The 22,788-nt window shown below is 54.0% G+C and carries 20 protein-coding genes and 2 rRNA genes (1 of these 22 only partly in view); 8 read left to right on the forward strand and 14 right to left on the reverse strand.

Translation table 11 applies throughout. From position 1 onward, the window contains the following. Positions 1-52: 52 nt before the first annotated feature. Positions 53-451, reverse strand: coding sequence for a type II secretion system major pseudopilin GspG (gene gspG / locus SKTS_RS12750; protein ID WP_244617514.1), 399 nt, complete (start codon positions 449-451; stop codon positions 53-55). 367 nt (positions 452-818) lie between these two features. Between gspG and SKTS_RS12755 the strand changes: the two genes are divergently transcribed. Then, complete coding sequence (locus SKTS_RS12755; protein WP_173065591.1) at positions 819-2,174, forward strand: diguanylate cyclase domain-containing protein; 1,356 nt, start codon at positions 819-821, stop codon at positions 2,172-2,174. Between the two features lie 35 nt (positions 2,175-2,209). On the opposite strand, the gene SKTS_RS12760 is transcribed toward SKTS_RS12755, so the two are convergent. The 4 genes from SKTS_RS12760 to SKTS_RS12775 form a co-directional block, all read right to left on the reverse strand. Further along, a complete protein-coding gene (locus SKTS_RS12760; protein WP_173065594.1) occupies positions 2,210-2,860 on the reverse strand; it encodes a sensor histidine kinase in 651 nt (216 codons plus the stop codon). Between the two features lie 347 nt (positions 2,861-3,207). Then, positions 3,208-3,951, reverse strand: coding sequence for a Crp/Fnr family transcriptional regulator (locus SKTS_RS12765; RefSeq protein WP_173065597.1), 744 nt, complete (start codon positions 3,949-3,951; stop codon positions 3,208-3,210). A 3-nt stretch (positions 3,952-3,954) separates the two neighbouring features. Beyond that, the gene (locus SKTS_RS12770; RefSeq protein WP_173065600.1) at positions 3,955-4,575 is read right to left on the reverse strand and encodes a response regulator transcription factor; all 621 of its coding nucleotides are present in this window, start codon (positions 4,573-4,575) and stop codon (positions 3,955-3,957) included. Beyond that, entirely contained in the window at positions 4,568-8,317 is a 3,750-nt protein-coding gene (locus SKTS_RS12775; protein ID WP_173065603.1) for a PAS domain S-box protein, read from the reverse strand. The genes SKTS_RS12770 and SKTS_RS12775 overlap by 8 nt, the downstream gene beginning before the upstream one ends. A gap of 283 nt (positions 8,318-8,600) precedes the next feature. On the opposite strand from SKTS_RS12775, the gene SKTS_RS12780 reads away from it, so the two are divergent. The 3 genes from SKTS_RS12780 (at position 8,601) to SKTS_RS12790 (ending at position 10,195) form a co-directional block, all read left to right on the forward strand. Then, positions 8,601-9,086, forward strand: coding sequence for a response regulator (locus tag SKTS_RS12780; RefSeq protein ID WP_173065606.1), 486 nt, complete (start codon positions 8,601-8,603; stop codon positions 9,084-9,086). A 124-nt stretch (positions 9,087-9,210) separates the two neighbouring features. Beyond that, positions 9,211-9,510: a TusE/DsrC/DsvC family sulfur relay protein gene (locus SKTS_RS12785; RefSeq protein WP_244617334.1), complete on the forward strand. Its 300-nt coding sequence runs from the start codon at positions 9,211-9,213 to the stop codon at positions 9,508-9,510. 109 nt (positions 9,511-9,619) lie between these two features. Next, positions 9,620-10,195 (forward strand): ankyrin repeat domain-containing protein, encoded by a 576-nt coding sequence (locus SKTS_RS12790; protein ID WP_173065612.1) that lies wholly within the window; start codon positions 9,620-9,622, stop codon positions 10,193-10,195. A 7-nt stretch (positions 10,196-10,202) separates the two neighbouring features. Here the strand turns inward: SKTS_RS12790 and SKTS_RS12795 are convergent, their stop codons facing one another. Beyond that, on the reverse strand, positions 10,203-10,559 hold the full coding sequence (locus SKTS_RS12795; RefSeq protein ID WP_173065615.1) for a hypothetical protein: 357 nt from the start codon (positions 10,557-10,559) through the stop codon (positions 10,203-10,205). A 73-nt stretch (positions 10,560-10,632) separates the two neighbouring features. Here SKTS_RS12795 and SKTS_RS12800 point away from each other — a divergent pair, with 73 nt between their 5' ends. Continuing rightward, entirely contained in the window at positions 10,633-11,253 is a 621-nt protein-coding gene (locus SKTS_RS12800; RefSeq protein WP_173065618.1) for a surface-adhesin E family protein, read from the forward strand. Here SKTS_RS12800 and gluQRS read toward each other — a convergent pair. Further along, the gene (gene gluQRS / locus SKTS_RS12805; protein ID WP_173065621.1) at positions 11,247-12,161 is read right to left on the reverse strand and encodes a tRNA glutamyl-Q(34) synthetase GluQRS; all 915 of its coding nucleotides are present in this window, start codon (positions 12,159-12,161) and stop codon (positions 11,247-11,249) included. The two genes, SKTS_RS12800 and gluQRS, sit on opposite strands and share 7 nt — an antisense overlap. Positions 12,162-12,267: 106 nt before the next feature. Here gluQRS and SKTS_RS12810 point away from each other — a divergent pair, with 106 nt between their 5' ends. The 3 genes from SKTS_RS12810 (at position 12,268) to SKTS_RS12820 (ending at position 13,966) form a co-directional block, all read left to right on the forward strand. Continuing rightward, on the forward strand, positions 12,268-12,966 hold the full coding sequence (locus SKTS_RS12810) for a pirin family protein (protein ID WP_173065624.1): 699 nt from the start codon (positions 12,268-12,270) through the stop codon (positions 12,964-12,966). Positions 12,967-13,023: 57 nt separating this feature from the next. Further along, positions 13,024-13,632 carry a nitroreductase family protein gene (locus SKTS_RS12815; RefSeq protein WP_173065627.1) on the forward strand — a complete coding sequence of 203 codons (609 nt, stop codon included), beginning with the start codon at positions 13,024-13,026 and terminating at the stop codon, positions 13,630-13,632. Between the two features lie 79 nt (positions 13,633-13,711). After that, the gene (locus SKTS_RS12820) at positions 13,712-13,966 is read left to right on the forward strand and encodes a hypothetical protein (protein ID WP_173065630.1); all 255 of its coding nucleotides are present in this window, start codon (positions 13,712-13,714) and stop codon (positions 13,964-13,966) included. 15 nt (positions 13,967-13,981) lie between these two features. On the opposite strand, the gene truB is transcribed toward SKTS_RS12820, so the two are convergent. From truB to SKTS_RS12855, 7 genes are all read right to left on the reverse strand, one after another. Next, positions 13,982-14,908: a tRNA pseudouridine(55) synthase TruB gene (gene truB / locus SKTS_RS12825; protein ID WP_173069236.1), complete on the reverse strand. Its 927-nt coding sequence runs from the start codon at positions 14,906-14,908 to the stop codon at positions 13,982-13,984. Between the two features lie 5 nt (positions 14,909-14,913). Continuing rightward, positions 14,914-15,294: a 30S ribosome-binding factor RbfA gene (rbfA, locus tag SKTS_RS12830; protein WP_173065633.1), complete on the reverse strand. Its 381-nt coding sequence runs from the start codon at positions 15,292-15,294 to the stop codon at positions 14,914-14,916. 14 nt (positions 15,295-15,308) lie between these two features. After that, positions 15,309-18,044, reverse strand: a complete 2,736-nt coding sequence (gene infB, locus SKTS_RS12835; RefSeq protein WP_173065636.1) for a translation initiation factor IF-2 — start codon at positions 18,042-18,044, stop codon at positions 15,309-15,311. A 21-nt stretch (positions 18,045-18,065) separates the two neighbouring features. Beyond that, complete coding sequence (nusA, locus tag SKTS_RS12840) at positions 18,066-19,538, reverse strand: transcription termination factor NusA (RefSeq protein ID WP_173065639.1); 1,473 nt, start codon at positions 19,536-19,538, stop codon at positions 18,066-18,068. A 61-nt stretch (positions 19,539-19,599) separates the two neighbouring features. Further along, positions 19,600-20,031: a ribosome maturation factor RimP gene (rimP, locus tag SKTS_RS12845; protein WP_173065642.1), complete on the reverse strand. Its 432-nt coding sequence runs from the start codon at positions 20,029-20,031 to the stop codon at positions 19,600-19,602. Between the two features lie 131 nt (positions 20,032-20,162). After that, positions 20,163-20,276 (reverse strand): 5S ribosomal RNA (gene rrf / locus SKTS_RS12850). A 109-nt stretch (positions 20,277-20,385) separates the two neighbouring features. Next, positions 20,386-22,788: ribosomal RNA gene (locus SKTS_RS12855) — 23S ribosomal RNA — on the reverse strand (it continues 480 nt past the right edge of the window).

Genomic DNA, 22,788 nt, shown 5'->3' on the forward strand with positions numbered 1-22,788 from the left:
CGCTCCTCCCACCCTTTTCCACGGTCAATTTCATGTACTCGTCAGCAGCGCATCACCAGTTCGTAACGTCCGCAGCCTCCCCGTCACCTCCCGGTTGCCCGTCCTTGCCATAGGAGAGCAGGTCGTACTCGCTGTGTTCGCCGGGAATCCTGTACACATAGGGGTTTCCCCATGGATCTTGCGGAACGTTTTTTTTCAAATAGGGCCCGTCCCACTTGGGCTCGTTTGCCGGCCGCGCAACCAGTGCTGCCAGTCCTTCTTCCATGGACGGGTAATGCCCGGTATCCAGGCGGAACTGATCCAGCGACTTGTCCAGCGAATCGATCTGCGCTCGTGCAACCTTGATTTCCGACTTGCCGATCTGGGCGAAATATTTCGGGCCCACATATCCCGCCAGCAATCCGATAATAACCATGACAACCAGCAGTTCGAGCAGCGTAAAACCCTGCATTTCCGGCACCGGGAGTGTGGTTAATACGGGGCGGCGTGCTACATGATGCAATTTCGGCATTGTCATTTTGTTCCGCGCCAAGTTTTCGTGTTGCGCTAACCTTAGCCTTATAGTCGTCAACTTTCTCTGGGTGTATAGCTGTATTCATTTGTACGCGCTGGACCGTATTTTTTCCTGGGGAAAGCATGCAGATCACTCCATGCCTGGCGAAACCGCTATGCATTCCGTCACTACAGTCTTTCTGCAGGGAATATTCAGTCTTTTGCTGATTTCTTGCTCTCATGTGCAACGTTAAAGTCATTTCCTTGGCATTTTCCGATCAGACGTTTATTAGCCAGACATGCCCACGCACAGAAAACCACCGCATTTGGACAGGCAGGAAACGAGTGATCTTCATCTGCTTGACCTGGCCGAAATCGAGGCATGCAAGCTTGAGTTGCAGGAAGCGCAACGCTTGCTGGAAGAAGCGCGTTACCGTTATACCGAACTCTTCGATACGGTTCCCGTCGGTTTTCTCACTCTGGATGATTCGGGACATACCCTGGAAATCAATCAAGCCGGCGCCGCCATGCTGGGGAGGGACCGCGCGCACATGATCGGCAAGCAATTCATCGCATGGCTTGCCGAAAATGAAAGACCGCTGTTTCTCAAATATCTGCACAAGGCATTCCACTCAGCCACAAAAGCCAGTACCGAGTTAACGGTCAAAACACCCCGCGGTACATTGTGCGAAATGCGCCTGGAAAGCGTGTTCACGAAAGGCGCCGTTCGGCCGCGCGTATGTCGCACTGTGATGATCGATCTGAGCTCCGCAAGAGAAGCCGAACAGGCGTCTAGCCTGGCTTCCCGCGTGATCGAGAGCGCCGCGGAAGGCATCATGATCACCGATGCGAAAAACATGATTGTTTCGGTCAATCCGGCTTTTGAAAAATCGACCGGATACAGCGCGCAAGAAGCCGTCGGGAAAAGCCCGTCACTACTCCATTCCGGCCGGCATGACGAGAGTTTCTACCAGGAAATGTGGGCCAACCTGAATAAGCTGGGGCAATGGCAGGGGGAAATATGGAACCGCCACAAGAGCGGCGAAATATACCCTGAGTGGCTGAGCATCAGCACAGTCAGGAATGCCAAGGGGAGCGTAACGAACTATGTGGGCATTTTTTCCGATGCCCATACCCAGGAACACGTTCTGGAACGACTGCACTATCTTGCCTACTACGATGGTCTTACCGGGCTGCCCAACCGGCGCCTGTTCCTCGACCGCCTCAGCCTTTCAATATCCCAGGCGAGGCGAAATCACCAGCAGTTGGCGGTGATGTTCGTCGATCTCGACAACTTCAAGCAGATCAACGATACGATGGGACACAGGTTCGGTGATGCCTTGCTCATGTCGGTCACGGAGCGCATGAAGGCTTGCCTGCGCGATGGGGACACGCTCGCGCGGCTGGGCGGGGATGAATTTACCGTCATATTGCCGACCATTCCACAGACCGAAGCAGCTATCAATGTCGCCCAAAAAATCATCGATAGCTACGCAATCCCCGTGTACGTCGAAGGAAATGCCGTGCAGATTACGGCCAGCATCGGCATCAGTATTTTCCCCGAAGATGGAAGCGACGCCGATGACCTGCTCAATCATGCGGACATGGCGATGTACAAAATCAAGCAGACTGGGCGCAACGGTTACTGGCGCCATGGATGGGGAGATGACAGGAAGGCATGACTAGGGCGTGTTAACACGCCCAGTGCGTGGCAACGCTAACTGCATGACCAGGAGACGTATATCCGCGTACCCTGACCGACAGCCGACTCGATGCGATACGTGCCCCCGGAATGATTTGCGCGCTCTTTCATGCTCATAAGTCCGAGGCCCTTTTCTATCGACTGGAATCTGCTACGCCCGACCTGGTCGAAACCATGCCCGTTATCCTCGATGGTGAGATGCAGCGCACCATCGGCTTCGATGAGGCTCACCCGGATGTGGTCGGCATGGGCGTGCTTGACGATATTGCTGACGGCTTCCTGCAGGATGCGGAAGATCGTTATCTTGAGCGGAACGGGGATGTGATTCTCCTGCACCAGGAGATGTTTCTCGATCTTGATGCCGCGGCAGGCGCTTTCAAACTCGCGGAAGAACCACGACAGGGTCGCGAGTATCCCGAGGTCGTCGAGCGTCGAGGGGCGCAGGTCCATGGCAACGCGTCGCAATTCACCGAACGCTTCCTGAACCTTTGTCTTCAGATGCTGCATCGACTCATCCGCCTCGCGGAACGAATTCTCGGCCAGCAGTTCGGTCAGATTCTCCAGCGCCAGCCTGATCAGCGTCAACGACTGCCCGAGTCCGTCGTGCAGGTCGGTGGCGATGCGTCGCCGTTCGTTCTCCTGAATCGTCAGAAGCTGAGCCGACATGCGTCGCAATTCGCTTTGCAATGCACATACAGCCTCGCCCCTCACTGCTTCCCCCGCCTGCTCAGGTGTCACGACGCAGATTACCTGGCTTGCGTCGTTCGCGTACATCGTTTCGGCCACAGTGCGACATTGCCGCCTGCTCTTCCCCATGGGTTCTGCATGCATGGCGTTCCCCTTTTAAAGCGCTTCGACTACAGCGTATCCCACGCTGTCATGAGGAATATCATGTAGTGAACGCACCCGCTTATCAATATGGGCAAATACCTATCCCGGGATTCATAAGCGTTGAGGAAATGTGCAGTTCTGCGTTGCAGGGCAAGGTACAACGAAGCTGTCGGGGGAGATTTTCAGGCGGATATCGCCGCGATCTCAGGCGGCATCTTCTGACGCGGGAGCAGCCGTTCCATTTCTCGCGTAATCACCGTGTAGCATTCGCATGCCTCACCCTCCAGCCTGGTTCGATCCGGCACAAGAATGTGGCCGCTGCGGCAATCGATCAGCCCGTCTGCCTGCAGTTTCCCTTCGGCTTCCTTGGCTCCCTCACGGCGCACGCCCAGCATGTTGGCGATCAATTCCTGCGGCGTCTGCATTTCGTTCGATGGCAGGCGATCCAGGCTCAAGAGCAGCCAGCGGCACAGTTGCTGGATTACCGAATGGTGCCGGTTGCACAGGGCGGTCTGCGTCATCTGGGTGATCAGCGCCTGCGTATGGCGCAGCGCCAGATGTTGCAGCAACCCGCCCCGGTTGTATTCTCTTTTGAAAACGCTCGCTTTTAGCCGGTAGCCGAAGCCGGCGCTTTGTACCACCGCGCGGTTCGGCGTGCTTTGACCCGCGAGGAACAGTGCCACACCGACCAGCCCGTCATTGCCGGTGATGGCGACTTCCGCCGATAACCCGTTTTCCATGACGGAAAGCAAGGACACGATGCTGGTGGTGGGAAAATACACGTAACCCATCTGGCAGCCGGACTCGCAAATAGCCCATCCGAGCGGCATGGGGACGAGTTCCATATCTGGCAGCAAACGCAGGTAATCTTCATCCGGCAGCGCGCAGAGAAGGTGATTCTGCCGGGGCGTATGGGGCGTGGGCATGCGCTATTCCAGATCCAGCGCAAGGCGGCATTGGACAAGTTCGGCAATGGACCGGATATTGAGCTTCTTCATGATATTGGAACGGTGGATGTCCACGGTCCTCGAACTGATGCCGAGTTTTTTCCCGATTACCTTGCTCGAGTCCCCTGTCACGACGAGTTCCATGATTTCCCGTTCGCGCGCTGTCAAGACGTCAAAATGGCTGCGCAGACCTTCGATCTTTTTATTTTGCTGATGATTTTCGCGGTCCAGCTTGAGCGCAGCATTCACCCGGTCCAGCAGTTCCTGGCCGTTGAAGGGTTTCTGGATGAAATCGAAGGCGCCATGCTTGAGCGCCCGGACTGCCATCGGCACATCGCCGTGCCCGGTGATGATGATCACCGGCTGCACGATGCCGTGGTCTTTCAGTTGTTCCAGGAGTTCCATGCCGCTCATGCCCGGCATGCGCACATCCAGCAAAATGCAGCCATGCTGGTGCAGATCGCCGGCGTTCAGGAAATCGTTCGCGGAACTGAACATACGGGCGGACAGGCTGACCGATTCGAGCAGCCAGTGAATGGATTCGCGCATGGCTTCGTCGTCGTCCACGACGAATATGGTGGGTTGGACGGCAATCTCATTCATACATCACCTCGACCGGAAGTGTAAAATTGAATTCCATGCCGCAATCACTCCGCTGTTCAGCCCATATTTTTCCGCCGTAATTCTCGATCAGAGAACGGCATATACCCAGCCCCAAGCCGAGTCCGTTTTGTTTCGTAGTCTGGAACGGGTTGAATACATTGTCCAGTTCATCCGGAGGTATGCCCTTCCCCGTATCGCTTACCGTGGTCATGATCGTTCCGCTGTTGATAAGGCGTGTGGCAAGGCGCATCTCGCGCCGCGCCTGGGACGACATCGAGTCGATGGCATTTTTCATAAGGTTGAGCAATATCTGCTCGATTTCAATCCTGTTCACGCTGGTCAGGGGCAAATCGCAAAAATCATGAATGACTGCGATGGAATATCTATTCAGATCCTGTTCAAGGAAATTGACGCTATCCTTGATGACGGAATTGATGTCCATCATTTCACACTTGCGCCCCTGCTTGCGCATCATTTCCTTGAGATGGCTGATGATGTTGCCGGCCCGCTGCGTCTGGACATGGGCTTGCCTGACTGCTTTCTGGAGTTTCTCCCGGTCCCAGTCGTCTTCCGCCATGCGGTTCAGGCATCCATCCAGGTATATGCCGGCGGCGGCAAGCGGCTGGCTCAATTCGTGCGCCAGCCCGGACGCCATTTCACCGGCAATGTTGAGGCGCCCGATGTGTTCGATCTCGGTGCGCATTTCCTCGAACATTTTCTGTTCGGTGATGTCGACGCAGGTACCGATGAATCCGAGCAAATTCCCGTCCTCGCTAAAGCGCGGCACCCCGGTATCCTGCACCCAGCGGAAAACGCCGTCATGACGCCGCAAACGGTATTCGATCTTGAATGGTCGCGCGCTGAGGAAAGCGGCTTCACACGAATCGAGACAGGAAGCCCTGTCGTCATAATGAACGCTGTACTGCCAGTTGTAATTCTGTAACCGATCGCTTGATGACAGGCCTGTGAACTCATGCCATCTCTGGTTGAAGAAAGAGCGGCAGTCATGGTTTTCTTGCGGCAACGGCTCAAGCGTCGGCAAGCTGCACTCATGCCATCCCTGGGTGAAATAGTCGCGGCAGTCATGGCAGTGCCGGTCCTGTTGAGTACCATGGGCCTCCGCCATCCAGATCATGACCGGCGCCTTGTCAGCCATGGACCTGAAGCGCTCCTCGCTTTCGCTCAAGCGGTTCTCGGCGAGTTTGCGTTCCGTGATGTCCTGATGGATGGCCACCCATACCGTTCCATAGTGATGGTGTTCGAAGGTCGAAACGCTGGCATGGCACCAGAAAGGCGTGCCGTCCTGCTTCACGTTAAGCACTTCGCCGTCCCAGCTACCTTTTCTGATCAGGACTTCGTTTATCATTTTTGCCGTTATTTCAGGATCCCGATAAGTGGGGGCGTTGACGCTGCTGACATGTTTCCCGATCAACGCACCTGGCTCGTAGCCAAACATCTTTTCGAATTTCGGATTGGCATACACGATCACCCCATCGCGCACGCTGGTGAGGAAAACGCCCTCCTCCATGTGGGAAACGATTGCGCTATGAAGGCGCAATTCCTCTTCGGCGAATTTGCGAACGGTGATGTCGTGAATGGTCGAACGGCTCATCAAATACTGGCTCTGCGCATCATAAATGGCAGTTGCGCTCAACAGCATTGTTATCAAGGTGCCATCCTTGCGCACCATTTCGATTTCCAGGTCGTGGACCGCCCCTGTTTCCTTGAAACGAGGAAAAGTCTGCTGGAAAAGCAATCTGCTTTGCGGCGTATACAAATCAAAAATACGCATTTTTCCGATCAACTCTTCGCGCGCATAGCCCAGCCACTGGAGTTCGGTATTGTTGACGCGAAGGAACACGCCGTCCTTGTCCAGCGAGTGATAGCCGCACGGGGCATTGTTGTAAAGGTCCTCGATCTCCTCCACCGACTGGCGCAGTCGCTCCTCTGCCTTCATTCGCTCGGTGATATCCGACGCGATCCCCAGCAGGTTCACCGTGCCATCCGACAGCACCATCGGCGTCTTGACCGTCTGGAACCAGCGCTCGTATCCGCTCAGGGAGGTTGGGCTGACCGATATGACCTTGCGCCGCTTCACGATCACCTCGCGGTCCGCCTGCAAGTAAATCTGTGATTCCTCCTTGTCCGGGATGAAGTCCTCCCCTTTGCGGCCCACCAGCTCTTCCGGGGACTTTCCATATATGGCGGCCATGGCCTGGTTGACCAATAGAAACCTGCCATCGATGTCCTTGACAAAAATCAGGCTCGGATCGGTGTCAATCACCTGGCGCATGAAGTCCTTCTGCTGCGCCAACGCCTCCTCGGCGCGCTTGCGCGTGGTGATGTCGCGGATGATGGCCTGCAAATATCTGACGCCCTGAGATTCGATGCATCGGACGCTGACTTCCACGATGAGCTGCGTGCCATCCTTGCGCCGGCTTGTGGTCTCGAAACACAACTCTCCCAGTTCCATGATCCGTTCCATCTGCCGTTTGACGATGGCAGGATCTTCGGAGGGGTCGCGAAAATCCTGAACATGCAGTTGCAAGATTTCCTCGCGCGTGTAGCCATAAACTTCCATGGCACGCTCGTTGGCCTCGATGATCCGGCCGGACTCATCGGCCACGAAAATGACATCGTTGGCGTACCTGGTCAGATATGCGAAATGCTCAAGCAGCAGTTCGCGCTCGACCGCAGCGGCATGCTGCTCGTCGAGGAATTTGTGGCGAGCATGATTTGCCTTTAGCCAGATATATAGCAGTATGCCGCCGAGCAGGGCAAATACCAGCCCCAGAGATAATGACCATTTTTTGAGGTGGGTGATGGGCGCAAAGATTTCAGCCTTTGCGACCTTGCTCACCATGAACCAGTCGCTTCCGGGCACCCTGCGCATCTCTGCGACCACCGGGACACCGCGATAATCGAACCCGTCCATGGAACTGGTTTTGCCGAGCACTGCCATCGCAGCCGGTAAAGTGAACGCCGCTAGCGGAACGCGCAAGGAAAGTGCGCTGCCCTTCAAATGACGCACCTCATTGAGGAATAGAACAGCGTCACCGTCCCGTCTCACCAGCGATGTCTCGGCGCTCGGACTCGGCGTGGGCCATTCATGCAGTAGCGGGTAGAGAAACAAGCGCGGGTCGATCTGAAACTTCACTGCACCTACGACTTGCTCCCCGTTTCCGCTGTTGGCGACCATTGGCGCGACCAGGTCGATCACGATCTTGTCGGCATTGCTTTCGCTTCTGTGGATATCGGACATCGCCGCCTTGACGCTACGCATCGCGTCCATTACCAGCTTTTCGTCTTCCATGTTGCGCCGCAGATTCTTGGTCGTTGAGATTCTGACCAGGCCCTGCCTGTCGTACAACGAAATTTCCGTGTACCCATTCAGGCGCTGAATGTCGTCAAGCATCGCCTGAATCCGTTGCTTAGATGCGTCGGATGGCGCCCCTTGCTGCACCCAGAGGTCGAACTCTTCCTGCAGCAACGTCCCACTGCGGTAAAAATCGGCCTTTTCCAGTAACCTCTTTTTCCAGGTACTGATCTGTTTGACCTTCAAATCGGCTATTGCGCCGAGGTCTTTCAGTTCAGCCTGCAAGATCAGCGTTTCTATCTGGCGATAAGCCTGAAAGCTTATTCCGGCAATCAGTGCTGCAATCGTGACGAAGACCACTAGCGGAATGTAGGGTGCAATCTTCCTGATGGGGCGAGAGAGTTTTTCCGCAGATGGCAGGGCCATGGAGGAAATCTCTTGTGGGAGTAATCTCAAACCTGCCCTCTTCATGATGTCTGCGTTCAGTTTCATAAGGCGCGATTTTGTCGAATTACCGGCCCTTCCGCAGTTTGCGGCAAATTTCTCACTGCAACATCATCTAGACAATTTTACCGAGATTCAATAGGTGAAATTACCTATCCAGTTAGGTAAGTGACCAAATGGTTTTCCCTGCGCGTAAATCTATACTTGACCCCGGTCAATCGTTTCCTGGAAACAGGATATAAGCAGCAATTTCGAGGAGAAACAAATGCGTATTCTCATAGCAGAAAAGGATCCTGTTGGCCGGCGTTTGCTGGAACAGATGATGCGCATGGAAGGCTACGAGGTTTTCACACCGGATCGCAACAAACCGGCAAAGGATCTCATTAATGAGTTAAGGCCGGACATCGTTCTCATGAACGTATTCAATCCGCTGCAATCCGGGTCGGAACCGCTGGATCAAATCAAGGTCCGCTGCAACGAAGGGCCTGACCCCGTCATTTACGTTACTTGTATCGGACGTTGCAATGGTCTGGATTCCATGGTCGAAACGAATGACACGTCACCCTCACTTTTCGACCGTCTGCCCACGAAGTTAAAAATGCATATCGTAGACAACATTCAACGCCTGTGCATCGCCCTGAAGTTGCTCAAGCGCTGGGCAGAGCGAGGGATCAGTTCCAGTCTGGAGAAAACCTTTTCCATCGAGGAACTGGAATCCTACTCGTTGATGAGAGCCATGCAATGCCCGTGACTACCTATTTTTCTGCCATCGAATACGCGGCTTTGGCCAGGCAAATAAGGTTAACTGTGCAGAGGAACAACCTGGTTAAAGCCATATGATCTAGTCGACGGTCTCGCTGACGGGAGATATGGCCATGGAAGAACCAGTATACGACCAGGACGGATTTCTAGCCGACCCGACAAAGTGGGATGAAGACACGGCGCGTCTTATTGCATCGGATGACGGCATCAAGGAACTAAGCAAGGAGCATTGGACGATTGTCCATTTCCTGCGCGATCACTACCTCAATGGCGGTCTGCCGGCCGTCAGGCATGTCTGCCACGTCAACAATTTCGAAGATCTTTGCATCCCCAGCCTGTTCAGCAGCGTGAGATCGGCCTGGCGCATCGCGGGCCTGCCAAACCCAGGGGAAGAAGCGAAGGCATACATGTAGAAAAACAAGCTGCAAATCGGTGCCTTGGACCCCTCTCATTAAGTTGACTATTTCCGTTGGTTATTGCTAAACTTCGCCCATCACTTACGTAATTGATTTGGAGAATTTGATGGCTGTTGAAATCCTGGATGCCGTTGCTGCCGGCGATGTCACAAAAACACAGGCCCTTCTGGCAAGCGGCGCCGATTGCAATGCGCGCGATGCCGCAGGCGCCACACTGCTGATGCAGGCTTCGGCGAATGGCGACCTGCCCCTGGTCGAGGCGCTTATCAACGCAGGCGCCGACGTCAACGCCACCGATGAACTGGGCTGGACGGCACTGATGAAGGCCTGCTTCAACGATGACCTGGACCGCGGTTTCCCGGAAGTTGTCCAGCGTTTGATCGATGCCGGTGCGGAGATGGAAGCACAAATCGTCTATGGAACCCGTGCCCTGATGCTGGCGGCGGGCCGTGGCGAAGCCGGCGTGGTGGACGTATTACTCAAGGCAGGTGCCGATGTATTGGCAAAAAATGAAGGCGGTCGTACGGCGCTGATGATGGTGAAAGAAAAGTTCTATGTCGAAGTCATCAATCAGCTGCACGAAGCCGAAATGGAATTGCTGGGCGAAGGCGCAAGTTGCGGAACAAAGAATGCCCCCGGCTCAAACGTGGTGACCTTTCTGAAACCGCAACAAAGCCACTAGAAGCACGCTATTTCCCGTACTTTGCCTTCAAGCGCTTTACTTCTTCGTTGTAGCGATTCTGGTACGTGGTCGATCTCAGGTTGGGATCAGCAAAGTCATGATGGATTTGCTGCGGACAGGTCTCGACCTCCTTGACCATCGTTTCCACCAGCGTTTTAAGGGCATAGCAGGCAGCTTCGCGCTGCACCACGATGTCCACCAACTGATCGATGGTGTGGTCCAGTTCGGCGATTTGCTGTTGTGCATCGTCTTCGCGTGCCTGAAGCAGGACGAGCTGGCTCCGCAACTCATTGACCATGCGGCGGTAGTCCTCGATGGACTCCGCGACGCCGTACATGCCAGATAGATCAGATGACCTGACCACGAATGCCTTCCGAATTGCAATAGGGTCTTGTATATTAGCACCAATATTTGCTTCGGCGCGCTAGCGTAACTTTATGAATCCCGTATTTATTTTTCTCCCCGCCTTGCTGCTTTTAACGCCGCGGGCCGAAGCTGCCAACTGGCACACGCTGCCTGGTGGCGCGCAAATGACTTTGCAGGCCGACCAGCCACAACTGGAAGCAACGGACAAAGACAAAAAGAAAGACAAGAGACTGAAGGTCTGGGACAAAATCACCTATTCCCGGCTGCACCAGGCGATCCTGGGTGATTTTTACTATACCTCTGCCAAATCCCTGACCGAAATCAATTGCACCGCCCGTACGCTGAAACCGTTGCTGAGACTCTATTACGATAGCGACGGCAATGAGGTCAAGTCCATCCACTATCGCTCTAGCGAACCCGCCGAAGCTGTGGTACCCGACACGCCGGGGGAAGCGGTCTTCAATTTCGCCTGCGCCTTTAAGGCCGCAAGTGCGGTGGCCAAAACAGCGCCGCGCACCAAATCTCCAGTTCAGACGAAAGCTTCACCGCCGCCCGCCAAGCCGGACGCAGCCAAGGAAAAAACGAAGGAGCAGAAAAAGCCTCAACCTCCCATCGGTACCAAGCCATCTCCGCCCCTCGCCCCTTCCGCTCTGCCTGCGAAGTCCGCCGACACAAAAAAAACGGTTCACTGACGGTTAATTTGCATCATCGTTGGCAGGGCCGGGATTTTTTCCACCGACCAGTGCGCGATGGCCCAAGACCAGAACGAGGTCAGCTCGCCTTGCAACATTTCGCGGGGCGGATCCTGGCCGAGAAACTCCAGTACCTTGAACAATAGCGGCAAAGGGACATCAGCTTCAACCGCCGAAGCCAGATTCTGCTTGCTGAGTTTTTCACCCTGGACATTTACTGCGACCGGCAGATGAAGGTAGGACGGCGTGGTCAAACCCAACAACTTTTGCAAATAGATCTGGCGCGGAGTCGAATCGAGAATGTCCGCACCGCGCACAATATCGCTAATCCCCTGTTCGGCATCATCGACTACCACCGCCAGCTGATACGCATAGAAACCGTCTGCACGGCGCAAAACGAAATCCCCCGTCTCAGCTGCCAGACGCTGTGAACGGTGCCCCAGCAAACGGTCATGGAACTGGATCAGCACATCATCGGTCCTTACCCGAAGCGCATGCCTGGTCCTTCCCGGCCGCATGCCATTGCGGCAATAGCCCGGATAGACAAGACTCGAAGAAGAGCCGAGCGCAGAATCAGCAATTTCACGACGCGAGCAGTTGCATGGATAAAGCGCATCTTGGCACTGCAGTTGATCCAGCGCCTCGCGATATGCGTCGCCGCGCCGACTTTGGTACATTACCGCGCCGTCCCAATGCAGATCCAATGCTTCCAGCGTGCGCAAAATAGCATCTGCTGCGCCCGCCATGACCCTGGGCGGGTCGAGGTCCTCGATGCGCACCAGCCATTCGCCATGACGTGATTTGGCATCGAGGAAGCTGCCCACGGCCGCCACCAGCGATCCGAAATGCAGCTCTCCCGTGGGGGATGGCGCGAACCTGCCGCGATGTGGTGAGACTTCGGTTTTCATTAAGTGTCAATTCTGCCCCAGAAGACAAAATCACACAAAGTTCGAGCCATTGCAGAACGCCGCACCGCACCCATATTCCCTCCATCAGCATTTGGAGGAAACAGCCATGATCCAATTACGCAAAGCCAGCGAACGCGGCCACGCCAACCACGGCTGGCTCGATACCTGGCACAGTTTTTCTTTCGCGGATTATTATGATCCGCAACACATGGGGTTTTCCGTTCTGCGGGTTATCAACGATGACCGCATCGCCCCTGGGGCCGGTTTCCCTACTCATAGCCATCGCGATATGGAAATCATCACCTATCTCCTGCAAGGCTCCCTGGCACACAAGGACAGCATGGGTAATGGGTCGGTCATTCGGCCCGGTGAAATCCAGCGCATGAGTGCAGGAAGTGGCATCAGCCACAGCGAATTCAACGCATCCGAAAGCGAAGAAGCGCATCTGCTGCAAATCTGGATCGAACCGAAAGAAAACGGCATCACCCCCAGCTACGAGCAAAAATCATTGCCTGTCGCAGGCAACAACGCGCAGCTGAATTTGCTGGCCTCTCCTGATGGTCAGGATGGCTCGGTGATCATTCATCAAGACGTGCGCCTCTACGCCACGCATCTTCAAGAACATGGGGAAGTGGCATATTCATTGCCGGCAGGTCGCCGCGCCTATCTTCACCTCGCCCGTGGCAAACTGAAGTTGAACGGCCTTGAACTCGAAGCCGGAGATGGCGCGAAAATATTGGATGAAAATATCAACATCCTCAGCACCGAAGCCGGCTCCGAGGCACTACTATTTGATCTGCCATAGCCCGCAGCTATAATCCGCCCAACCGCTTCAGTTGGCGATTTTTTACAAGGAAAAACCATGCAGCACAAACCCGCAATAACTGCCGTCCCTGTTCATGAAATCATCACCAAGCGTTGGAGCTGCCGCGCATTTGACGCAGCAAAACCAGTCAGCCGGGATCAGATCGTTGCCCTAATGGAGGCGGCTCGCTGGGCGCCATCCTGCTTTGGCGATGAGCCCTGGCACTTTATCGTTTGGGATAAGGATACGGATGCTGCGGCATGGAACAAGGCGTTCGACTGTCTGGGGGAATGGAACCAGAATTGGGTCAAGAATGCACCGCTTCTGATATTGGTTACCGCCAATAGCGTCTTCCACAAAAACGGCAAGCCCAATGCGTGGGGACAATACGACTCAGGCGCTGCAGCCGAAAACATGTGTCTTCAAGCTGTCGCCATGGGATTGATGGCGCACCAAATGGGCGGGTTTGATCCCGACAAAGCACGGAAAGCGTTCGGCATTCCTGAGCAGTTTTCCTGTATGGCCATGATCGCCGTCGGTTATCAGGGCGAGGAAACTGTCCTTGACGAAGAGTTGAAGGCACTGGAAGTTGCTTGCAGGGCGAGATCAGCCATTGGCGAGCATTTCTTCGAAGGCACATGGGGCAAAGCGATCAAAACCGGTTAATCTATTTCTTTGCCACTGGAAACGTGCTTAAATAAACAAAAATATTCGAGGAGGGCAAAAAATGGCCAATTCTGACGACATGACCGAACTGGAAAAGAAATTTCCGCGAATTGTAGAGAAACTCGCGTTGCTGTGGGGTCATGAGGGCGTTTCCCCTTTTCTTACCCATTTGCTGATAGATGACCGTGGCGACCGTCATGGTTTTACTGGCGACATCATGGCCGAGATCATGTTTCTCAACAATCTCCATGAAGATATGGAGAGCGAAAATCAACCGCAGAGCGGCCAAGCCCTGTGGGAAAACCCGCTAATCAAGAACCTGCAAAGCGAATAAGCCAGGCATGATTTTTCAGGACAGCAAGGTCGCTTGGTTCTTTGCTGTCACAATGAGCCTCTTGGGCGCAACCTTGCCTGCATCGGTAATTTCCCCCAACCCGAGAAAAACCTGATCCGGTCCATATAAGCTTACCAGTCCTGTGCTTGACTGCTTTGGTTGCCACACCTCTTGTCCCTGCTGCACGTAGAACGCACTCTCACGATCGAGGAACACCTTGGGCAAACCTTCAACCAAGCAATCCGCGGGTAGCAAGCAGGCATCGCGTTGTTCGGGCTGCATCTGTTCCAGTTGCGATAGCGTCAGCGCATGAGCGAGGTCAAAGCCGCCGGTGGAGATTCGCCTTAGCGCCTTAAGGTGAGCACCGCAACCGAGTTCCGCACCGATGTCCTCGGCCAGCACCCGGATATATGTCCCCTTGCTGCAGCTCACCGTAACACTTAATTCATCGCCACAAAATTCATCCAGGTCAAGACGGTAGATTGTTATATCGCGCGCCTTACGTTCAATATCGATGCCCGCGCGCGCATAGGTATACAACGCTTTTCCCTGGTGTTTCAGGGCCGAATACATGGGCGGGATTTGTTGCATGGGGCCGGTGAAGTTGCGTAAAACCTGCTCCACCTGCATCTGGCTTACACTCACTGGACACTGGCTGATGATTTCGCCTTCGACGTCGCCTGTGGTTGTGGTGGCGCCGAGTTTGATGACTGCCTGGTAGACCTTGTCCGCGTCCAGCAAGTACTGCGAAAACTTTGTCGCTTCTCCAAAGCAGAGAGGCAACAGCCCAGTGGCAAGGGGGTCGAGATTTCCGGTGTGGCCTGCCTTCTCCGCCTGAAACAGCCGTTTAACCTGCTGCAACGCAGTATTGGACGAGATGCCGTGCGCCTTATCGAGAAGCAAGACACCACTGATCGGGCGTTTAATACGCTTGAACTGCAGCACGATCAGTCTTCTTCCTGGTCCTGCTTGTCACTCTCCTGGGAGACTGCTTCCTCAATCAGGTGCGAAAGCTGCACGCCACGCTCCACTGAGCTGTCGAACACAAAGTGCAACTGAGGCACAATGCGCAGGCGCATGCGATGCGCTAGCTGACTGCGCAGAAAACCCGCAGCGCGATTCAAACCGACCAAGGTTTCTTCGAGCGAGTGTCCTTGGTTCAACAGCGTAAAGTAGACCTTGGCATGAGCATAGTCAGGCGTGACTTCAACATCAGTCAACGTCACCATGCCCACGCGCGGGTCTTTCAGCTCCAGTTGAAGCAACTCGGCCAACTCGCGCTGGATTTGCTCGGCAACGCGGCGCGGACGTGAATGGTCTTTTGGCATAATATTTAAAAGCTTTAGAGGCTTCTGGCCACTTCCACCATTTCGAATACTTCAAGCTGGTCACCGACCTCGACATCGTTGAAGTTCTTCAACGAAAGACCGCATTCAAAGCCGGACCTGACTTCTTTGACGTCATCCTTGAAGCGCTTGAGCGAATCCAGTTCGCCGGTGTGAATCACTACGTTGCTGCGCAATAAACGTACCGAAGAGCCACGCTTGACCACGCCATCCAGCACGTAGCAACCCGCTACCGTACCGACCTTGGTAATGCGGAACACGTTACGCACTTCAACCAAGCCAGTGACGCTCTCTTTGCGCTCCGGCGACAGCATCCCGGACAGTGCGGCCTTAACCTCGTCCACCGCTTCATAAATAATGTTGTAATAATGAACGTCGACGCCGGAAGACTGTATCAACTTGCGCGCCGTCGCATCAGCCCTGCTGTTGAAACCGATCACGATAGCTTTGGAGGCAATCGCCAGATTGATGTCAGACTCGGTAATCGCACCTACACCACTATGCACAATCGTGACTTTGACCTCGTCCGTGGAAAGCTTTTGCAGCGAATGAATCAACGCTTCGTAGGAGCCCTGAACGTCGGCCTTGATAATCAGCGGCAGCGATTTGACCTCGCCCTCCGCGATCTGGTCGAACATGTTCTCCAGCTTCGCAGCCTGCTGCTTTGCCAGTTTGACTGCGCGGAATTTGCCTTGGCGGAACAGCGCAATTTCACGCGCCTTGCGTTCATCAGAGATAACAATAACTTCTTCACCAGCCATCGGCACTTCGGAAAGACCCTGGATCTCAACCGGGATTGACGGGCCGGCTTCCTTCACCGCGGCACCGTTTTCGTCGAGCATGGCGCGCACGCGCCCGAATACTGCACCGGCCAGCAACATATCACCCAATTTCAGCGTACCAGCCAACACCAGCACAGTAGCCACCGGACCACGCCCCTTGTCGAGACGCGCCTCGATCACCAGCCCCTTGGCAGGCGCTTCACGCGGTGCCTTGAGTTCAAGAATTTCCGACTGTAGCGCGACACCTTCCAGTAATTCGTCGATTCCCTGGCCGGTCTTGGCGGAAACCTCCACAAACATGGCGTCGCCACCCCAATCCTCGGGAACTACCCCTTGCGCAACCAGTTCCTGTTTGACACGCTCCGGATTCGCATCGGCTTTGTCGATCTTGTTGACTGCTACCACGATCGGCACACCGGCGGCCTTCGCATGGTGAACAGCTTCGATTGTCTGAGGCATGACGCCGTCGTCGGCAGCGACAACCAGAATAACCACGTCGGTCGCTTTCGCGCCACGTGCGCGCATCGCGGTAAACGCTTCGTGCCCCGGCGTGTCAAGAAAAGTAACCATTCCACGCGGCGTTTCGACGTGATAAGCGCCGATGTGCTGAGTAATGCCACCGGCCTCACCATGTGCGACACGGGTGCGACGGATATAGTCCAGCAAAGAAGTCTTTCCGTGGTCAACGTGACCCATCACCGTTACGACTGGCGCACGAGGCTCAAGCGCCGCCTCGTGATGCTCCATCGTATCGTCAAGGAAAGCTTCCGGGTTATCCAGCGCGGCCGGCTTCGCCACATGGCCCATTTCTTCAACCACGATCATCGCAGTTTCCTGATCGATAACCTGATTAATGGTGACCATCGAGCCCATTTTCATCATGACCTTGATCACTTCTGCCGCCTTCACCGCCATTTTCTGGGCCAGTGCCGCGACAGTAATGGTTTCGGGCACCAAAACCTCATGTACGATCGGTTCAGTAGGCATCTCAAAGGCATGCGGAGCATCGGATTGTTGTCGATGAGCCTTATCCTTGCGCCCACGCCAGCTTCCTGGTGCGCCCATGTCACCGCGCACGCGAAGGCCGCGCTTTTTGTTGCTATCATCAGACCACGTACTTTCCTTGGTCTTTTTCGCACCCTTTTTCTCAGCCTTGGCAGCTTTCTGTTCCGGTGTAACTGCTGGCTTGTGCAGTGTGCCTTCAGTCGGTGGAGCCACGGATACAGCCGGAGTTGCCAATTCAAGCAACTTAGCTGCGGCCGCAGCCTTTGCAGCGGCTTCATCAGCCTGGCGTTTCTGTTCGCGATCCTGTTTTTCACGCAGCTCAGCGCTTTGTCTTGCAAAAAGGGCTGCCTGTCGACGTGCCTCTTCTTCGCGTTTGGCAATTTGTGCCGCATCCAGTATCGGCGCATGAAGCTGGCGAGTAGGCTGAACCGTTACAGCCGGCTTGGCCTCTTGCACAGGCTCAGGTTCTGGTGCGACCGGTGCGGGTTCAGCCACCAGTTCGACCACGGGTTCTTCTGCGGGAGGGGGGGATACAACTTCTTCAGCAACTGCGTGCACTGGTTCAACCTGCAGAGACTCTTGCTTTACCTCCACTTCCTCAACAACGGGTTCGGCAGCGTCCACAGTCACGGCCAACTCTTCAGAGACATCGCGCTTAACAAAAACCCGTTTTTTCTTGACCTCGACCTGAATCGTCCGCGCTTTACCGGTACTGTCGGCCTTCTTGATTTCCGTCGTTTCACGTCTTGTCAAAGTAATTTTGCTTTTAACGTCCGACGCGCCGTGGGAACGACGCAAATAATCAAGTAATTGCGCCTTGTCCTGTTCGGTTAGCGAATCATCGTTCTGGCTTTTGTTCACTCCGGCCGCACGTAATTGCTCAAGCAGCAGGGCTGCAGGCAATCCCAGTTCTGTAGCGAACTGCGTAACGTTCATATGTGCCATTCCGGCCTCCTGTCCAATTCTTTAAGCAAACCACGGTGCGCGAGCGGTCATTATCAACTGTTTGGCGCGCTCTTCATCCATACCGGTCATTTCGACCAAATCATCTACAGCCAGGTCTGCAAGATCGTCCATCGTAATAACACCTTTACTCGCCAGAATCCCAGCAGTGTCATTATCCATACCATCCATCTTGAGCAGGCTTTCAGCAAGGTTCTCGACTTTTTCCTCGCTGGCAATGGCCTCGGTCAACAAGGCATTGCGCGCACGGCTGCGCAACTCATTTACCGTATTTTCATCAAAAGCTTCAATTTCCAGCATTTCAGACAAGGGCACGTAGGCCACTTCTTCAAGTGTGCTGAAACCTTCCTGAATCAGGATGTCCGCGAGTTCTTCATCCACATCCAGTTTTTCAATAAATATCTTCCGAATCGACGTATATTCTTCCTCGTGCTTTTTCTCGGCCTCTTCCACCGTCATGATATTGAGGTTCCAACCGGTCAATTCCGAGGCAAGCCGAACATTTTGACCACTACGGCCAATCGCCATGGCTAACTGTTCTTCCTCGACGACCACATCCATACTGTGCTTGTCTTCATCGACAACAATGCTGCTGACTTCCGCAGGGGCTAAAGCACCGATAACAAACTGAGCTGGATCCGCAGACCATAAAATAATGTCGACACGCTCCCCGCCCAACTCGCCGGTAACCGCCTGCACTCGCGAACCGCGCATGCCGACGCAGGTACCAATGGGATCGATACGCTGGTCATTGGATTTCACCGCAATCTTGGCCCGCATACCCGCATCACGAGCCGCAGCGCGTATTTCCAGAAGGCCTTCTTCAATCTCCGGCACTTCCAATTCAAATAACTTAATTATAAATTCTGGCACGACTCGTGACAAAATCAACTGTGGACCACGTCCACCACGATCAATGCGTAACAAATATGCACGAACACGATCACCAACCCGAAGATTTTCCTTCGGAATCATCTGTTCGCGTGGCAATAAAGCCTCAAGCCGCCCCGACTCAATGATCGCGCTGCCACGCTCCATGCGCTTGATCACCCCGGTAACCAGATGCTCTTTTCGAGCAAGAAAATCGTTCAGTATTTGCTCGCGCTCAGCCTCACGAATCTTCTGCAAAATTACCTGTTTAGCAGCTTGCGCACCAATCCGGCCGAATTCGACAGCCTCAAGTGGCTGTTCGATAAAATCATCGATCTGGGCATCACTCTTTTGCTGTAACGCTTGATCCAGCGTCAACTGACGCTCAGAAAACTCAAGCGCATCATCTGCCACAACTTGCCAGCGCCGAAAAGAATCGTATTCTCCAGTAAGGCGGTCAATTGACACCCTGACGTCCACATCCTCGTGAAAACGCTTTTTCGTAGCAGACGCCAAAGCAAGTTCAAGTGCGCCGAAGACAATCTCTTTATCCACGTTCTTCTCACGCGCAAGAGCATCCACAACTAACAATACTTCACGACTCATACACCCCTCCGATTCATCATTCGGTCAGATATTGCTCAACTTTTTCGTCAGGCAAAACTGGTTAAAACTGTGGCACCAATCTTGCCTTGTCAATATTGGCAAGGTCGAGAGCGATCACAGCGCCCTCAACCTCCAGCTGCAAATAACCATCCTGCACCCCCACAAGGGTGCCAACAAACTTTTTACGCCCCAGCAAAGGAACTCTTAACTTGACCTGTGCCTTTTCGCCACAAAAGCGTACAAAATCGGCTTCCTTCTTTACCGGCCGATCAAGGCCTGGTGAAGACACTTCCAACCGGTCATACTCGAAATCCATTTCGACAGCCAAAAGACGTGAAATGTGGTTGCTAACCAAAACGCAATCTTCAACGTTAATACCATCCGGCTTGTCAATGAACACCCGCAGCAATTTGCCGTGATTACTCAATTCCAAGTCAACCAACTCATAACCAAGCCCCTGCAAAGTGGACTCAAGCAAAGAATTCAGTTCCATAATCTCACCACAAATAAAAAATGGGCCCCTGCGGCCCATCTTTCGTCGGCATTATAGCAAAAAAACAACAGCATCTGCCAACTCAAAAAAAAACCCTCTGCCATTTTGTAGCAGAGGGTTCTTTATAGGGAGCTTGGCGGTGACCTACTTTCACATGCGTAATGCACACTATCATCGGCGCGGAGGCGTTTCACGGTCCTGTTCGGGATGGGAAGGGGTGGTTCCACCTTGCTATTGCCGCCAAGCATAACTTGTCACTCACAGCTGACTGGTATTGCGATCAGCTGTCAGTATTAAAACGGAAGAAGTAATGGGTAATGATTGTACTGGCTTATAGAAGCCGCTTAAGGTTATAGGATCAAGTCTCACGGGCAATTAGTATCGGTTAGCTTAACGCATTACTGCGCTTCCACACCCGACCTATCAACGTCCTGGTCTTGAACGACCCTTTAGGGGAATCTAGTTCCCGGGAAGTCTCATCTCGAGGCAAGTTTCACGCTTAGATGCTTTCAGCGTTTATCTCCTCCGCACATAGCTACCCGGCGATGCGACTGGCGTCACAACCGGTACACCAGAGGTGCGTCCACTCCGGTCCTCTCGTACTAGGAGCAGCCCCCCTCAAACTTCCAACGCCCACGGCAGATAGGGACCAAACTGTCTCACGACGTTTTAAACCCAGCTCACGTACCACTTTAAATGGCGAACAGCCATACCCTTGGGACCGGCTACAGCCCCAGGATGTGATGAGCCGACATCGAGGTGCCAAACTCCGCCGTCGATATGAACTCTTGGGCGGAATCAGCCTGTTATCCCCGGCGTACCTTTTATCCGTTGAGCGATGGCCCTTCCATACAGAACCACCGGATCACTATGACCTGCTTTCGCACCTGCTCGACCTGTCCGTCTCGCAGTCAAGCACGCTTATGCCATTGCACTATCAGTACGATGTCCGACCGTACCTAGCGTACCTTCGCACTCCTCCGTTACTCTTTGGGAGGAGACCGCCCCAGTCAAACTGCCTACCATACACGGTCCCCGATCCAGATAATGGACCTAGGTTAGAACCTCAAACACATCAGGGTGGTATTTCAACGTCGGCTCCATGAGAACTAGCGTTCCCACTTCAAAGCCTCCCACCTATCCTACACAGATGTATTCAAAGTCCAATGTAAAGCTACAGTAAAGGTGCACGGGGTCTTTCCGTCTAGCCGCGGGTAGATTGCATCTTCACAAACATTTCAACTTCGCTGAGTCTCGGGTGGAGACAGTGTGGCCATCGTTACGCCATTCGTGCGGGTCGGAACTTACCCGACAAGGAATTTCGCTACCTTAGGACCGTTATAGTTACGGCCGCCGTTTACTGGGGCTTCGATCAAGAGCTTGCACCCCATCACTTAACCTTCCAGCACCGGGCAGGCGTCACACCCTATACGTCCACTTTCGTGTTTGCAGAGTGCTGTGTTTTTATTAAACAGTCGCAGCCACCATTTCACTGCAACCCCATCGGCCTTCGAGAGTAAATCTCTACAACCTACCGGGGCGCACCTTCTCCCGAAGTTACGGTGCAAATTTGCCGAGTTCCTTCACCCGAGTTCTCTCAAGCGCCTTAGAATTCTCATCCTGCCCACCTGTGTCGGTTTGCGGTACGGTCTTCATACAACTGAAGCTTAGAGGCTTTTCTTGGAAGCATGGTATCAGTTACTTCGCACTCTAAGAGTGCTCGTCATCACGCCTCGGCCTTAGCCCTCCGGATTTGCCTAAAGGACCAGCCTACACGCTTAAACCGGGACATCCAACACCCGGCCAACCTAACCTTCTCCGTCCCCCCATCGCATTGTATAAAGGTATCGGAATATTAACCGATTTCCCATCAGCTACGCATTTCTGCCTCACCTTAGGGGCCGACTCACCCTGCGCCGATGAACGTTGCGCAGGAAACCTTGGGCTTTCGGCGAGGGAGCTTTTCACTCCCTTTATCGCTACTCATGTCAGCATTCGCACTTCTGATACCTCCAGCATCCCTCACGAGACACCTTCGCAGGCCTACAGAACGCTCTCCTACCATATGTGCAAGCACATATCCGCGTCTTCGGTATATAGTTTGAGCCCCGTTACATCTTCCGCGCAGGACGACTCGACCAGTGAGCTATTACGCTTTCTTTAAATGATGGCTGCTTCTAAGCCAACATCCTGGCTGTCTATGCCTTCCCACCTCGTTTTCCACTTAACTATATTTGGGGACCTTAGACGGCGGTCTGGGTTGTTTCCCTCTTGACAACGGACGTTAGCACCCGCTGTCTGTCTGCCACACTCGAACTCCTCGGTATTCTGAGTTTGCCATGGGTTGGTAACCAGCAATAGGCCCCTAGCCATAACAGTGCTTTACCCCCGAGGGTTATATGTGACGCACTACCTAAATAGTTTTCGGAGAGAACCAGCTATTTCCGGATTTGTTTAGCCTTTCACCCCTATCCACAGCTCATCCCCTAACTTTTCAACGTTAGTGGGTTCGGACCTCCAGTGCGTGTTACCGCACCTTCATCCTGGCCATGGATAGATCATCCGGTTTCGGGTCTACACCCAGCAACTAATCGCCCTTATCAGACTCGCTTTCGCTGCGCCTCCCCTATCGGTTAAGCTCGCTACTGAATGTAAGTCGCTGACCCATTATACAAAAGGTACGCAGTCACGGAACAAGTCCGCTCCCACTGTTTGTATGCATGCGGTTTCAGGATCTATTTCACTCCCCTCCCGGGG

The sequence above is a fragment of the Sulfurimicrobium lacus genome, from assembly GCF_011764585.1.
GTDB classification, from domain to species: domain Bacteria; phylum Pseudomonadota; class Gammaproteobacteria; order Burkholderiales; family Sulfuricellaceae; genus Sulfurimicrobium; species Sulfurimicrobium lacus.